The organism is Streptomyces sp. R-07, assembly GCF_049913175.1.
Taxonomy (GTDB): Bacteria; Actinomycetota; Actinomycetes; order Streptomycetales; family Streptomycetaceae; genus Streptomyces.
Genome location: NZ_CP183978.1, coordinates 3059233 through 3073256 on the forward strand (window position 1 = coordinate 3059233; position 14024 = coordinate 3073256).

At 72.7% G+C, this 14024-nt stretch carries 16 protein-coding genes; 5 read left to right on the plus strand and 11 right to left on the minus strand.

The annotated features are described in order from the left end of the window. Nucleotides 1-26: 26 nt before the first annotated feature. The gene (locus ACN9M0_RS13745; protein WP_041129540.1) at nucleotides 27-704 is read right to left on the minus strand and encodes a response regulator transcription factor; all 678 of its coding nucleotides are present in this window, start codon (nucleotides 702-704) and stop codon (nucleotides 27-29) included. Between the two features lie 426 nt (nucleotides 705-1130). Between ACN9M0_RS13745 and ACN9M0_RS13750 the strand changes: the two genes are divergently transcribed. Then, complete coding sequence (locus ACN9M0_RS13750; RefSeq protein WP_399702050.1) at nucleotides 1131-2651, plus strand: peptide MFS transporter; 1521 nt, start codon at nucleotides 1131-1133, stop codon at nucleotides 2649-2651. A gap of 62 nt (nucleotides 2652-2713) precedes the next feature. On the opposite strand, the gene ACN9M0_RS13755 is transcribed toward ACN9M0_RS13750, so the two are convergent. From ACN9M0_RS13755 to ACN9M0_RS13780, 6 genes are all read right to left on the minus strand, one after another. After that, nucleotides 2714-4183 carry a hypothetical protein gene (locus ACN9M0_RS13755; RefSeq protein WP_426403665.1) on the minus strand — a complete coding sequence of 490 codons (1470 nt, stop codon included), beginning with the start codon at nucleotides 4181-4183 and terminating at the stop codon, nucleotides 2714-2716. Nucleotides 4184-4197: 14 nt separating this feature from the next. Continuing rightward, entirely contained in the window at nucleotides 4198-5253 is a 1056-nt protein-coding gene (locus ACN9M0_RS13760; protein ID WP_366037828.1) for a hypothetical protein, read from the minus strand. Next, nucleotides 5250-6326, minus strand: a complete 1077-nt coding sequence (locus tag ACN9M0_RS13765) for a hypothetical protein (RefSeq protein WP_366037829.1) — start codon at nucleotides 6324-6326, stop codon at nucleotides 5250-5252. Before ACN9M0_RS13765 ends, ACN9M0_RS13760 begins: the two co-directional genes overlap by 4 nt. Next, nucleotides 6326-7012: a peptidase gene (locus ACN9M0_RS13770; protein ID WP_366037948.1), complete on the minus strand. Its 687-nt coding sequence runs from the start codon at nucleotides 7010-7012 to the stop codon at nucleotides 6326-6328. Before ACN9M0_RS13770 ends, ACN9M0_RS13765 begins: the two co-directional genes overlap by 1 nt. A 119-nt stretch (nucleotides 7013-7131) precedes the next feature. Beyond that, nucleotides 7132-7551: an ATP-binding protein gene (locus ACN9M0_RS13775; RefSeq protein ID WP_366037830.1), complete on the minus strand. Its 420-nt coding sequence runs from the start codon at nucleotides 7549-7551 to the stop codon at nucleotides 7132-7134. 94 nt (nucleotides 7552-7645) lie between these two features. Beyond that, a complete protein-coding gene (locus ACN9M0_RS13780) occupies nucleotides 7646-8014 on the minus strand; it encodes an STAS domain-containing protein (protein WP_366037831.1) in 369 nt (122 codons plus the stop codon). A 221-nt stretch (nucleotides 8015-8235) separates the two neighbouring features. Here ACN9M0_RS13780 and ACN9M0_RS13785 point away from each other — a divergent pair, with 221 nt between their 5' ends. From ACN9M0_RS13785 to ACN9M0_RS13800, 4 genes are all read left to right on the plus strand, one after another. Further along, on the plus strand, nucleotides 8236-9132 hold the full coding sequence (locus tag ACN9M0_RS13785; protein ID WP_366037832.1) for an RNA polymerase sigma factor SigF: 897 nt from the start codon (nucleotides 8236-8238) through the stop codon (nucleotides 9130-9132). Between the two features lie 112 nt (nucleotides 9133-9244). Continuing rightward, entirely contained in the window at nucleotides 9245-9877 is a 633-nt protein-coding gene (locus tag ACN9M0_RS13790) for a phosphotransferase (RefSeq protein WP_426403666.1), read from the plus strand. Between the two features lie 102 nt (nucleotides 9878-9979). Next, on the plus strand, nucleotides 9980-10336 hold the full coding sequence (locus tag ACN9M0_RS13795; protein ID WP_426403667.1) for a hypothetical protein: 357 nt from the start codon (nucleotides 9980-9982) through the stop codon (nucleotides 10334-10336). A gap of 68 nt (nucleotides 10337-10404) precedes the next feature. Further along, entirely contained in the window at nucleotides 10405-10752 is a 348-nt protein-coding gene (locus tag ACN9M0_RS13800) for a VOC family protein (RefSeq protein WP_399702066.1), read from the plus strand. Here the strand turns inward: ACN9M0_RS13800 and ACN9M0_RS13805 are convergent. From ACN9M0_RS13805 to hutI, 4 genes are all read right to left on the minus strand, one after another. Then, a complete protein-coding gene (locus ACN9M0_RS13805) occupies nucleotides 10730-11350 on the minus strand; it encodes an HD domain-containing protein (RefSeq protein ID WP_366037836.1) in 621 nt (206 codons plus the stop codon). The genes ACN9M0_RS13800 and ACN9M0_RS13805 overlap by 23 nt on opposite strands. Before the next feature lie 27 nt (nucleotides 11351-11377). Beyond that, nucleotides 11378-12007, minus strand: a complete 630-nt coding sequence (locus ACN9M0_RS13810) for a LysE family translocator (protein WP_366037837.1) — start codon at nucleotides 12005-12007, stop codon at nucleotides 11378-11380. A 24-nt stretch (nucleotides 12008-12031) separates the two neighbouring features. Continuing rightward, a complete protein-coding gene (locus ACN9M0_RS13815; RefSeq protein ID WP_366037838.1) occupies nucleotides 12032-12772 on the minus strand; it encodes a hypothetical protein in 741 nt (246 codons plus the stop codon). Between the two features lie 69 nt (nucleotides 12773-12841). Further along, the gene (gene hutI / locus ACN9M0_RS13820; protein WP_366037839.1) at nucleotides 12842-14014 is read right to left on the minus strand and encodes an imidazolonepropionase; all 1173 of its coding nucleotides are present in this window, start codon (nucleotides 14012-14014) and stop codon (nucleotides 12842-12844) included. Nucleotides 14015-14024 lie beyond the last annotated feature (10 nt).

The following is a 14024-nucleotide window of genomic DNA, read 5'->3' on the forward strand; positions in this document are numbered from 1 at the left end:
GGTCGGAAACGGTGGCCCGGCGTGGCTCAGCTCTTCTCGAAGCGGAAGCCGACTCCCCGGACCGTCGCGATGTAGCGGGGGTTCGCCGCGTCGTCGCCGAGCTTCTTGCGCAGCCAGGAGATGTGCATGTCGAGGGTCTTGGTGGAGGACCACCAGGTGGTGTCCCAGACCTCGCGCATCAGCTGGTCGCGGGTGACGACCCGGCCGGCGTCCCGGACCAGGACCCGGAGCAGGTCGAACTCCTTCGCGGTGAGCTGGAGCTCCTCGTCGCCCATCCAGGCGCGGTGCGACTCGACGTCGATCCGTACGCCGTGGGTCGCGGGGGCGGCGGCGGGCTCGGTGGAGCCGCGCCGGAGCAGGGCCCGGACCCGGGCGAGGAGCTCGGCGAGCCGGAAGGGCTTGGTGACGTAGTCGTCGGCGCCCGCGTCGAGCCCGACGACGGTGTCGACCTCGTCCGCGCGGGCGGTGAGGACCAGGATCGGGACCGTGTGACCTTCGGCGCGGAGCCGGCGCGCGACCTCCAGGCCGTCCATGCCGGGCAGGCCGAGGTCGAGCACGACCAGGTCGACCCCGCCCTGGAGTCCGGCGTCGAGGGCCGTCGGGCCGTCCTCGCGGACCTCGACCTCGTACCCCTCTCTCCGCAGGGCGCGAGCCAGCGGTTCCGAGATGGATGCGTCGTCCTCGGCGAGCAGTACACGGGTCATGGGGTGATGGTAGTCCGCACGGCACCCGGGCCGGGTCGGGATCCGCCGGGCAGGGATGGCCCCTGGGGATCTTGTGGGCATCCAGCAGATGACCTTCGAATGATCGCGTACGGTTCCTTCGTCACCTGTGATCCATCTCTCAAGTCCTTCCATATCCGGCACTGTCGTGTCGTATGGTGGCGAGACGTCAGTAGCGGTAATCGGGGACCTTTGGCCAGCTTCGCGCGCCAAGGTCCTCTTTCTGCGTAAGTTCGGCTCCGCCGAACCTTGACGGTGAATGACCTGTGGGCCGGGTCCCGGGGCGCGTACACGCGTCAACCGGGGCGTGGATCCCTGTGGAGTCCTCTGCGGCTCCGCCGGTGCCGGCCTCCCCCACCGGGCGCAACCCGCTCACAAAGCGAGCGTCCCGACAGAGCAAGGATCGACATGGCGTCCAGCCTGACGACGGCTTCGACCGGAACCCCTGGTTCCGAGAAGACGTTCTTCGGCCACCCCCGTGGTCTGGCCACCCTCTTCATGACCGAGATGTGGGAGCGTTTCTCCTACTACGGCATGAGGGCCCTTCTCGTTCTGTACCTGGTCTCCGGCGGCGCGGACGCCGCGACCGGCAGCCAGGGTGGCGGCCTCGCCATGACGGCGGCCACCGCGACGGCCATCTACTCGGTGTACGTCTCGATGGTCTACCTGATGGCCATGCCCGGCGGCTGGTTCGGCGACCGCGTCTGGGGCGCCCGAAAGACCGTCACCATCGCCGGTTTCGTGATCATGGCGGGCCACGCCTCGCTGGCCATTCCCGGCCAGGCGATGTTCTTCGTCGGTCTGGCGCTCGTCGCCGCCGGCTCCGGTCTGCTCAAGGCCAACATCTCCACGATGGTCGGCCACCTCTACGACGGCCCGGACGACCCGCGCCGCGACGGTGGCTTCACGCTCTTCTACGTCGGCATCAACCTCGGCGCGTTCCTCGCCCCGCTGGTCATCGGCACCGTCGGCGAGAACTACAACTGGCACATGGGCTTCCTGCTCGCGGCCATCGGCATGGCCGTGGGTCTGGGCCAGTTCCTCTTCGGCACCCGCCACCTGAGCGAGAAGAGCAGCGTGGTCCCGAACCCGCTCTCCGCCGCCGAGCGCAAGTCCGTCCTCGTGAAGGTCTGCCTCACGGCCGTCGCCATCGCCGTCTTCTACGGCGCCGTCGTCGCCGCCGGCATGTACACCCTGAACTGGGCGCTGGTCCCGATCACCGTCGCCGGCCTGATCATCCCGATCGCCGTGATCGTCCGCATCAAGCGCGACAAGGAACTCGACAAGGCCGAGCAGTCGAAGGTCTCCGGCTACATCTGGTTCTTCGTGGCCGCGGCCGTCTTCTGGATGATCTACGACCAGGGCGGCTCGACCCTGTCCCTCTTCGCGGACAGCAAGACCACCGACCACATCGGTCCGCTGAGCTTCCCGGCCACCTGGTTCCAGTCGCTCAACCCGCTGTTCGTCATGGCTCTGGCCCCGGTCTTCGCCTGGCTGTGGGTGTGGCTCGCCCGCCGCAACCAGGAGCCGAGCACCATCGTGAAGTTCTCGCTGGGCCTCCTCGGCATCGGCATCTCGTTCTTCGTGTTCCTCGCCCCGATCGGCATGGCCACCGGCGACGCCAAGGTCAGCCCGATGTGGCTGGTCGGCATCTACATGATCCAGACGATCGCCGAGCTGTGCCTGTCCCCGGTCGGTCTGTCGCTGACCACGAAGATGGCCCCGAAGAAGTACGCCTCGCAGATGCTGGGTGTGTTCTTCCTCGCCGTCACCGCCGGTGACTGCACCACGGGTCTGCTCTCCCTCGCGGGCGTGGACCTGAACGGCACCGGAATCATCGCCCTGCAGGCAGCAGCCGCGACCCTGGCCGCCTTCGCGATCTTCATGTACCGCAAGAAGGTCAAGTCGCTCATGGGCGACGTCCACTGACGTCACCCGCCCGCACGGAGGGCCCGTCGCACCGCACCGGTGCGACGGGCCCTCCGTCGTTCTCAGCGCCTGAGCCGCGCCCAGGGGGTGAAGGTGAACACCGCACCGCCGACCAGGATGATCGTGCCCGCGACGAGGGCGAGGGCGCGCAGGGCGCCGTCGTTCTCGGCGCCGGTGTGGGCGAGGTTCCCGCCGTCGGCACCGCCGGAGCCCGAGCCGGTGGCCGTGCCCGCGCCGCCGTCGGAGCCGCCGGAGGCGCCGCCCGCCTGCTTGCTCGTGTCCAGTTCGAGGGAGGCCTGCACGGCGCCCTTGACCTGGCAGGGGATGACGATCTGCGAGCCGCCGAGCGTGACGTTGATGGTGAGGGCGCCGGGGCTGAGGGTGGACTTGCCGGTCGCCCCCGGTGTGTAGGTGCCCTTCATGTCGGGCAGGTCGACCGGCTTGCCCGCCTCCAGCGGAGCCGCGTTGGCGGGGCCGGTGACCTTCACCGATCCGCTGTCCGCGCCGCCGATCTTGACGGCCATCGACGGCTTGAGGGCGCCGGCGGGCAGGGCCGCCGGGCTGTCCATGACGCCCTTGGCGGTCTTGACCGTGAGGTCGTAGGCATTGCCGTTCTTCTTGGCGTCGATCGTCACCTTGGAGGCGATCGAGGTGGGGCCGGGGGGCTGGCAGGAGAACTGGACCGCGACCTGCTTGCCGGAGAAGTCCGTCTGCCCGCCGCCACCGCCTGAGCTCCCGCCGGTGCCGCCGGAGGAGCTGGTCGCGGAGCCGCCGGTGTCGTTCGAGCCGCCGCCGGTGGAACTCGTACCACCGGAGGCCGAGGAGCCGCCCGAGCTCGTAGAACCGCCCGAGGCCGTGGACCCGCCCGAGGTGGAGGAACCGCCCGAGGTGGTCGTGGTCCCGCCCGACGTCGTACCGCCGGAGGTCGTACCGCCGGCCGTCGTCGTACCCCCGGAGGTCGTCCCGCCCGACGTCGAACCGCCCGACGTCGTCGTCCCCCCTCCCCCGTCCGTGACCTTGATCGTCGCGCCGACCGGCACCGTCTCCTTCGGGGAGCACTTGGTGTCCGTCGACAGGGGCTTGGACACGTTGATCGTGTACTTGCCGGGCGTCAGGGTGAACTCGCCCGCCTTGTCCAGCTTCAGCTTCCCCTTCATGTCGGGCAGAACCATCGGGCTGTTCTTGGGGATCGGCGGGTTCTGCCGCGGTCCCTCCATGGCGACGGTCCCGCTCCCCGCGCCGCCCACGGTGAGGACGCCGGTCGGCTTGACCGTGTCCTTCTCCAGGTCGAGCACGTCGGGGTTCTTCGAGGCGGCCTGGACCGTCTTCCAGACGATCTCGACCTCGTCGCCGACCTTGGCCTCCGCCGGTGCGGTGATCAGCACCTTCGTCGTGCCCTGCACGGGCGGGAGCCCCGAGATCGACGGCGGGATGCACTCCGTCGCGTAACCGACCTCGGCGGCCTGGGCGGGGCCGGCGGCATACAGGATCCCCGCGCCGCCGAGCATCAGCGCGACCCCGGCCGCGCTCATCCTCCGTTGCGTACTCACGCATGTCCCTTCGTCGTCGGGCTGCTGCTCTCTGGCGCTGACGGTGCGGAGTCAGGGCTGAACCACGGCAGGGCCGCGGTCGTCTCCTCGTCCCCCGGTGCGGGGGCGGAAGCGGGTGTACGGGCCGGGGCGCGGCGCCGCCGGCGCGGCCCCGTCCGGGTCCGGTGGCCTCCGGTCCGGGCGGCCCCGGAAGCGGGCCGCGCGCGGTCGACCACGGCCATGCCGATCCGGAACAGCGCGGCGGGCACGACGACGGCGAGGAGCACCCAGAAGAGCGTCACGCCCCAGGGCCTGCCGACGCCCCAGGGCTGCTCGACGAGGACCTTGCCCGCGTACTTCACGGAGACCTGGTAGTCGCCGTGCGCGCCGGCCGTGAGCTCGGCGGGGAGGCGGATCAGGGCCTTCTTGCCGGGTTCGATCGTGCCGCGCCACTGGCGTTCCTCGTACTGCGGCGCGAAGACGCCGTGGCTGGTGCCGACCTGGAAGACGGGGTCCTTGACGGGGGCCGGGCCGAGGTTGCCGACGGTGAAGACGACGTCCCGGCGCGGGGGCGCCCCGAACCAGACGAGGAGGCCGCTGGAGCCGTCGAGGCGCACGGCGGCGAGGACGGCGAGGCGGCCGTCGCCCGAGGCCTCGGGGAGCGGGGCGGTGGGGTGGCCGGCGACCGTGAACTCCTTGTCGACGGCGTCCTGTTGCCCGGTGACCCCGGCCACGTGCACCACGCAGGGGCAGGGCTTGGGCGGTTCGGCGACGGGGAGCTTCGCGCTGAACGCGCCCCGGCTGTCGACGGTGGCGGCCCGGCCCTCGGTGTTGGCGCAGGAGTTGGTGCCGCCGATGACGCCCTTGCCGGGGGCGGCCTGACCGCAGATCAGGAGCATGAGCAGCGCGCCGGGTTTCCAGCCGCTGCCGCTGACGGTGATCTCGCCGCCCTTGCCGCCCTCCGCCTGCGAGAGCGCGACCACGGGCCCCGGGGCCGCCGTCGCGGGGACGGCGGGCAGCAGGAGGAGGGCGAGGGCGGCGAGGAGGGCGGCGGCCGTACGGATCGTCCTCATGGTGTCGCTCCCGCCGGGGCTCGCTGGGTACGGGACGCGCGGCTCGCGCCCGCCTGCTCTCCCGGCGTACGGGACCTGTTCCGCCGCCGCACCGCGTACCCGGCGCCGCCCGCCGCCGCGAGGAGCAGCCCGCCGGCGCCGGTGAGCGCGGGGCCCGAGGCGAAGGCGGCCTCGGCGCGGGCGGTGGCGGGGGCGGCGCCCGGTGCGGTGGCCGTCAGCCGGACCGTGACGGAGTCGAGGGCGGGCGGGTCGGGCCAGGGTTCGGTCCTGGTGGCCCGCTCGCCGGGGCGGAGGGTGAGCGGCAGGGCCCGGCCGGGCCGGTCAAGGACGGTGCCGAGGAGGCCCTCGGCGCGGACCGCGAGGCGCGGGGCGAGGACCGTGGTCCCGCGGTTGACCAGGGTGTAGCGGAGGGCGCCGGTGCGGGTGTCGACGTGGACGTCCTCGACGGTGAGCGCGGCGAGGTGCGGTCCGCTGACCCGTAGCCGGAGGTCGACGCGCACCTCCCGGCCGGCGGCCGCGGCCCGGACGGTGCCCCGGTGTTCGCCGGGCGGGGTGTCCGCGGTGACGGTCACGGCGAAGGGCACGTCGGCGCGGGTCCTGGCGGGCACGGTCACGGTCCGGGCGGCGAAGGACACCGGGGCGCCCTGGCCGGTGAGGCGCACGGTGAGCGGTGCGGTGCCGGGGTTGGTGACCGACAGGGTGTCCTGGAGGACGCTGCCCGCGGGGCCCTCCAGGTAGGCGTACGGCCGGCCGGCGGCGGGCGCCGCCGTCCACTCCTGGGCGCCGGGGGGCGCCGCCGCGACAGCGCCGAGGAGGGCTGTCGCGGCGACCAGGAGCCCGGAGCGCGCGGCCGTACGCCTCCCGGAGCGCGCCGCAGACGCACGGGAGCGTGCCTCCGTCTCCGAACGACCCCTGGCGCTCGCCTCGGTCTCCGCACGGCCCTTGGCGCTCGCCTCCGTCTCCGTACGACCCCTGGCGCTCGCCTCCGTCTCCGAACGACCCCTGGCGCTCGCCTCCGTACGCCTCCGGGCGCGGTCCGCCGTCCGCCGTCCGGAGCGGTCCGCCGTCCGCATCAGCGTGCCGTGCGCCGCGTGAGCCAGAGGACTCCGGCGGCGCCGGTCAGCAGGACGGTGCCGCCGAGGGTGCCGAGCGCCAGGGCGGAGTCCAGCGGGCCGGTCTTGGGCAGTCGGCCGCCGGAGTCCCCGGAGTCGTCGGCGGGGGGCGGGGTGTCGGAGCCTCCCGAGACGCCCGTGACCTGGAGTTCCAGCGAGGGCTTCGGGTTGTTCTTCGGCGTGCAGACGGCCGCGTCCATCCCGAGGGCGTGCACGGTGAGGGTCCCCGCCGTGAAGGTGACCTTGCCGTTCTTCTTCGGGGTGAACGTGCCGGTCAGCGTGCCGATCTTGATCGGGGTGTCCGGCGGGATGGCGGCCGTGTTCGGCGTCCCCGTGACCTTGACCGTGCCGCTCGCGTCGCCGCCGAGGACGAGTTCGGCGCGCGGGGTCATGACGCCCTTGGGGAGTTCGACCGGGCTGTCGGAGACCCCCTTCTCGAACGACATGGTGATCGTGTAGCCGCTGCCGCTCTTCACGGCCTTGATGTCGACGGGCGAGACGGCGCTCTTGGGCCCGATCTTCGTCTCGCAGGCGTAGTTGACGTCGACGACGGCCGCCTGGGCGGCCGGTGCGCCGGCCAGCACGGCCGCGCCCGCCACCGCGACCGCCGCCGTGAGCGCAGCGGTCGTTCTCCTCCGGTTCGGCACCTTGGACACCCCGAGCACCCCTCACCGCAACGAAACTGACGGTCTTTCAGATTGGGCGTCAAGGTACGCCCGAGACCTTGCGGAGGGAAGGCAGGGGAACGCGTCGAGTTGTGAAAGTCCTATGCCGGTGCGGCCAGTTCGGCCCAGACGGTCTTGCCGGGGGCTCCCGGGGTGCGGTCGATGCCCCAGTCGAGGCAGAGCCGCTGCACGATGAACATGCCGTGTCCGCCAGGCCGCCCGGAGCGGTGCGGGGTGCGCGGCGCGGGCTGTCCGGCGCCGCGGTCGGTGACTTCGAGGCGCAGCGTCCGGGGCATCCGCAGGACGACGAGCCGCTCGGGGCCCTCGGCGTGCAGGCAGGCGTTGGTGACGAGTTCGGAGACGACGAGCAGGACGTCCTCGGCGGCGGCCCTGCGGTCGGCGGTGGCGGCCGGCAGCCAGCCCCACTCGTGGAGCGCCGACCGCGTGAAGTCACGCGCGAGCGGCACGGTGCCGCTGGTCTCGCCGAGGGCGAGCGTACGGACGTCGGAAGCTTGGTCCATCAACGCTTCACCTCACCGATCGGCGGGACAGAGGGAACAGGACGTACGGGGGCCGTGCGGGGTGACGCCGGGGCGACGGCGTATGACGCGGGTCTCAGCCGGGGAGTGCTGTGGCGAGCGTCTCGTGGACGGTGAAAACGGCGTCCGCGCCCGTGATGTGGAACACCCTGGCCACCGCGGGCGGCATCGCCACCAGATGGACGCCACCACCGGCCGCGTCCGCCCTCAGGCGGGCGCCGAGCAGCACGTTGAGGCCGGTCGAGTCGCAGAACTCCAGACCCGAGCAGTCGACGACGAGCCGGGCGCGGCCCGCGTCGAGGGCGTCGTCCAGGGGGGTGCGCAGCAGTTCGGCGGTGTGGTGGTCGAGCTCACCGACGGGTGTGAGGAGTGCGCTCCCGCCCACGTCCCGGACCTCGACCCGCAGCCGCGCGGGCGGCGCGCTGCCGATGTGTTCGCGGTCCATGGCCGTGCCTCTTTCGCTCTCGCGGATGCCGACTGACGTGCCCCGAACCCTACAAGCGGGGTGCCCTCCGATGCACACGAGGTACTTCTCATATCGGTACGAAACGGATTATTGCCACTTGCAACCATCCGGGTCGAGCGGGTAGGGCTAGAAGAGAACATCCGACCCGGCCGGCTTTGGAGGCGCCGCAAACCGCAGCGAGAAGAACCAGAAGGAGACCCATGTCACCCCGGCTCGACGCCCCGCGTACCCCCGACGCGCCGTCGGCAGCACTCCCCCACCCCCCTGTCCCCCCTGCCGTCGAACTGCCCGACCGACTGCTCGACACACCGCTCGACCGGATCGGACCGGTCGACGCCCGTGCCCTGTCGAAGCAGCTCTTCGCCCGGCTCTCCGAGCTGGAGGAGGGCACCCACGACCACGCGTACGTCCGCAACACCCTCGTCGAACTCAACCTCGCCCTGGTCAGGTTCGCCGCCGCCCGGTTCGGCACCCGCAGCGAACCGATGGAGGACATCGTCCAGGTCGGCACCATCGGCCTCATCAAGGCGATCGACCGCTTCGAGCTGACCCGGGGCGTCGAATTCCCGACTTTCGCGATGCCGACGATCATCGGCGAGATCAAGCGCTTCTTCCGCGACACCTCGTGGTCCGTGCACGTGCCCCGCCGGCTCCAGGAGCTCCGACTCGACCTCGCCCGGGCCGGTGACGCGCTCGCCCAGCGCCTCGACCGCGCCCCGACCGTCGCCGAACTCGCCGAGGAACTCGGCATCGCGCCGGAGGAGGTCGTCGAGGGCATGGCCGCGAGCAACGCCTACACCGCGACCTCCCTCGACGCGCAGCCCGACGAGGAGGACGGCGCCGGCGGCGAGGCCGCGCTCGCCGACCGCCTCGGCTACGAGGACAACGGGCTCACCGGGATCGAGTACATCGCCTCCCTCAAGCCGATGATCGCCTCGCTGCCCGCGCGCGAACGGCAGATCCTCTCCCTGCGCTTCGTCACCGGCCTCACCCAGTCGGAGATCGGCGCGGAGCTCGGCATCTCACAGATGCACGTCTCCCGGCTGCTCGCCCGCACCCTGGGCCGGCTGCGCCGGGGCCTGACGCTGGAGGAGTGACCTCCACCGGCACTCTTGAGCCGCCAAAATGGCGGCGGAAAGGGCCCGTTCACGGTCTACCGACCCTGGACGGGCCCTTCCTGTCACCCAAGGAACGGAAGGGCAAGGGCAGTTGGAGATCATCGGGCAGGGCAGGACGGCGGACGTGCACGCGCTCGACGAGGAGCGGGTGCTGCGGCGGTACCGGGACGGCGGGGACGCGACCCGGGAGGCGACGGTGATGGCCCGGCTCGCGGACCAGGGCTACCCGGTGCCGGCCGTCCTCCACGCGGACGGCCCGGACCTGGTGATGGAGCGCCTGACGGGACCGTCCCTCCTGGACGCGCTGCTCGCGGGGACGTACGAGCCGGAACCGGCGGGCGCGCTCCTCGCGGACCTCCTGGCCCGTCTGCACGCGCTGCCGGGCGGCGGCGTGGTGCACCTGGACCTGCACCCCGGGAACGTGATCCTCACGGAGGCCCGTGGCCCCGTCGTCATCGACTGGCAGACGGCGGAGGAGGGCCGCCCGCCGGGCCTGGACCGCGCCATGTCGGCGCTGATCCTCGCCGAGGTGGCCGTCTCCTCCGCCCCGTACGCACCCGGCGCCCGCGCGGGCCTGGCCGCCCTCCTGTCGGCGACCCGCGGCCCCGTCCTCCCCCACCTCCCGGCGGCCCGCGCCCGGCGCGCGGCGGACCCGAACCTGACGGCGGGTGAGGTGGGGGCGCTGGGGGCGGCGGAGGAACTGGTGCGGGCGCTGTCGGAGTAGCCCGCCGGCGGGCGGGCGGCGCCGGAAACGAGGTGACTGCCGCGCGGCAGCGCCGGTACGGTCGAGCACCCCGACTTCCCGACGCGCAGAGAGCGAACCACCATGACCGGCCGCCCCCGCCCGACGACGACCCTGTGGCGCCCCACCGGCCCCGAGGAGCTGGCGCTCGTCCGGGAGCTCGGCCTGCGCGCCTGGCCGCCGCGGCTGCCGGACCAGCCGATCTTCTACCCGGTCCTCAACGAGGAGTACGCGGTGCGGATCGCGCGCGACTGGAACGTGAAGCAAAGCGGCGTCGGCTACGTCACCCGCTTCGAGGTCGACACGGAGTTCCTGCGCAGGTACCCGGTCCAGCAGGCGGGCGGACGGACGATCCTGGAGCTGTGGGTGCCGGCGGAGGAGCTGGACGAGTTCAACGCGCACATCGTGGGCGAGATCGAGGTCGTCCACGAGTTCCGCTGACCGCGCCTTAGGGTGCGGGCCATGGGACCACCTCCCTGTCCGCCGTTCCCGACGTTCCGGAGCCCCCGATGACCGTCCGCCGTGTCGTCCCCAACCTGCGGACCCACGCCCCCGCCGAGAACCGCGACTTCTACGGTCTGCTCGGGTTCGAGGAGGTCATGAACCACGGCTGGATCGCGACGCTCGCCTCGCCGTCCGCCCCCACCGCCCAGATCAGCCTGATGGCCGCCGACCTGACCGCGCCCGTCGTCCCCGACCTCAGCGTGGAGGTCGAGGACGTCGACGCGGCGTACGCGACCATGCGGGCGGCGGGTGCCGAGATCGTCCACCCGCTGACCGACGAGGAGTGGGGCGTCCGCCGCTTCTTCGTCCGCGACCCGGACGGCCGCGTGGTCAACGTGCTCGGCCACCGCTGACCCGGGCCGTCGGGAACGACGCCTGGAAGGCGAGTCTGTGGTCCGCGGCGGCGCCGAGGTGTTCGAGTTGTTCGTCGAGGGCGAGGAACTCCTCCCAGCGGGGCCTGCCCGTCGCCTCGGTCAGGCGGGCCACGACCAGGTCTTCCAGCTCGGGGACCCGTTTGTTCTTCCAGATCTTGTCGGCCGTGCTGACCAGCAGGTCCTCCAGGGTCGCCCCGGGGTTCGTCCACGTGGCGTGGGTGGCCGCGAAGCGGGCCAGTTCCGGGGCGAAGCCGTGGGCCGTGAGGAGTTCCTCGCCCGCCTGCTCGTGGAGGGAGCCGGGTCCGGAGAGTTCGGTGGGGTGCACGACCTTGCCGATGTCGTGGGTCGCCGCTCCGAACAGCACCGCCTCGCGGTCGACGGCCAGGCCGGGGTAGCGGTCCTCCGCCCAGGTGACCAGCCGCCGTGCCACGTCGTGGACGGCCCGCAGGTGGGCCGCCAGGCGCGGAGGCGCGTCGAGGGTGCGGAGGAGGTCCGCCACGGCCTGCGGCAGCGGGTGGAGCGGCGGGTCGGCGGGATCGTGCAGCGCTCGGGACAGATCGTCGTCTGACGGTGGCATCGGGTCATGCTACGGGTCGGCGGACGCTCAGTCGCCGAAGGCCAGGCGGAGGCCGAAGGCCGTGATGACCGTGCCCGTGAGGCGGTCCAGGGTGCGGCGGGCGGTGGGGCGGCGGAGCCAGGTGGAGAGGAGGCGGGCGCCGGCGATCAGGGCGGTGGACCAGAGGAGGCCGAGGAGGATGTGCTCCGTGGTGAGGAGCAGGCCCATCGCCAGGTGGTTCGTGTCCGCCGGGAGGAACTGCGGCAGCACCGCCACGTAGAACGCGCCCACCTTCGGGTTGAGGAGGTTCGTGAAGGTGCCTTGGCGCCAACCGGACTTGAAGGTGTCCGGGGTGCTTCCCTCCGGCGCCTCCTGTGCCGGGTGGCCCCCGAACGTCTTCCTCAGCATCTGGATGCCCATCCAGACCAGGTACGCCGCTCCCGCCCAGCGCAGCGTCTCGTACGCCAGGTGGGAGGCCGTGAGGAGCGCGGTCACGCCCAGGGAGGTGAGCGCGCCCCAGGCCAGGACGCCCGTCTGGATGCCGAGGACGACGCCCCAGGCCCGCGCCCGGTGGCCCAGGGCCGCCGTACGGAGGATCAGGGCGGTGTCGAGACCGGGGGTGAGGGTCAGAAGACCCACGACCAGGGCGAAGGACCAGAGCGCGGTGGTGACGGTCATGCGCCTGAGGGTAGGGCCTCGCCGTCAGCCGCGGCGCTTCACGTCCGGGCAGCGTACCTCCGGGGAGGCGCCGTACGGGTCGAAGCGCGTCCGGGTGCCGTCGTAGCTCCCGGAGAGGCACAGGGAGTCGCCCATGGACCGCAGGTCCAGCGTGAACTCGACCTTTCCGTTCACCTGCCGGGGGCCGTGGACGCGATAGCCCACGTCGAAGCCGATGCCCTTCAGGGCCTTCTCCACAGCGGCCGGCGTCGCAGCCGTCCCGCCCTCCAGCGCCTTCGCGATGCGCTTGGCGTGGAGCGGCGCCACGCACGTGTCGCCCGCCTCCAACTCGACCTCCTGCCTGGCCCGTTCGAAGCTCCAGGGACTCGGGGAGGGCGGCGGCGGGAGGTCGACAGGGGGCGCCTCCGACGGGACGTCGGTGGGCGGCGGCCCGTCCGGCTCCATCGGCGGCTCGGTGGGGAGTCCGAGTTCCGCCCTGCACGGTTCGGCGACGGTGACCATCAGCTGCATGAACCGCAGCTCGGCCGCCTGCTCCTCAGGCGTGCGGTCGGGGTCGTCGGCGGGGTCGGTGGCCGGCGCGGTGGGTGTCGGGGTGGGTGTCGGGGACTGGCTCGCGGCGGGGTCGGCCACCCGCCCGGCCCCCGACCCGGACGGGGTTCCGCTCCCCGCCCCCTCCGTCCCGCAGGCCGTGAGGGCGAGCGCGCACAGGGCCGCCAGCGCCAGGCCGCGACCGACTCGACTGTTACGTACGGGAGTTGGCTTCATGGTCCGAGTGTCGGCCGCACCGGCCCCGCCCCGCCTGAGTACGGCTACTCAATCCCCCTCTGTTCCCACTCAGACCGTCCGTACGCCCTTGCGCCAGACCTCCGTCACCAGCGGGACGCCCGGGCGGTAGGCGAGGTGGACGTGGGACGGGGCGTCCAGGACGGTGAGGTCCGCGCGGGCGCCGGGCGTCAGCCGGCCGACGTCCGTGCGGCGGAGGGCCGCCGCGCCGCCCGCCGTGGCGGACCAGACGGCCTCGTCGGGCGTCATGCCCATGTCCCGTACCGCGAGGGCGATGCAGAAGGGCACCGAGGAGGTGAAGGAGGAGCCCGGGTTGCAGTCCGTGGACAGGGCCACCGTCACGCCCGCGTCCAGGAGGCGGCGGGCGTCCGGCCACTGCGCGCGGGTGGAGAACTCCGCCCCCGGGAGGAGCGTGGCGACCGTGTTGCCGGAGGCCAGGGCGTCCACGTCCGCGTCCGTCAGGTGCGTGCAGTGGTCCGCGCTCGCCGCGTCCAGCTCCACCGCCAGCTGGACGCCGGGGCCGTACGTGAGCTGGTTGGCGTGCACCCGGGGGTGGAGGCCCTTCGCCTTGCCCGCGGTGAGGATCGCGCGGGCCTGGTCGCCGTCGAAGGCGCCCTTCTCGCAGAAGACGTCCACCCAGCGGGCGTACGGGGCGCAGGCCTCCAGCATCTCGCCGGTGACCAGGTCCACGTACGCCGCCGGGTCGTCCGCGTAGTCCGGGGAGACGATGTGCGCGCCGAGGTAGGTGACCTCGTCGGTGTGCTCGGCGGCGATGCGCAGGGCGCGGGCCTCGTCCTCGACGGTCAGGCCGTAGCCGGACTTCGTCTCGAAGGTGGTCGTGCCCTGGGCGAGGGCCTCGCGGAGGTAGCGGGCCACGTTCGCCGAGAGGGCGTCGTCGCTCGCCGCGCGGGTCGCCGCGACGGTCGTGCGGATGCCACCCGCCTTGTACGGCTGGCCGGACATGCGGGCGTTGAACTCCGCGGTGCGGTCGCCCGCGAAGACGAGGTGGGAGTGGGAGTCGACGAAGCCGGGGATGACGGCGCGGCCGCCGGCGTCGACGGCCTCGTCCGCGGGCGGGGCCTGGGCCGCCGGGCCCGCCCAGACGACCGTGCCGCCGTCGAGGACGAGGGCCGCGTCCGTGATCAGGCCCAGCGGTGAACCGTCCCCCAGGGTCGGGTCGTTCGTGACGAGGGTGGCGATGTTCTTGATGAGCGTCGTCGTCATCTTGCTCTCC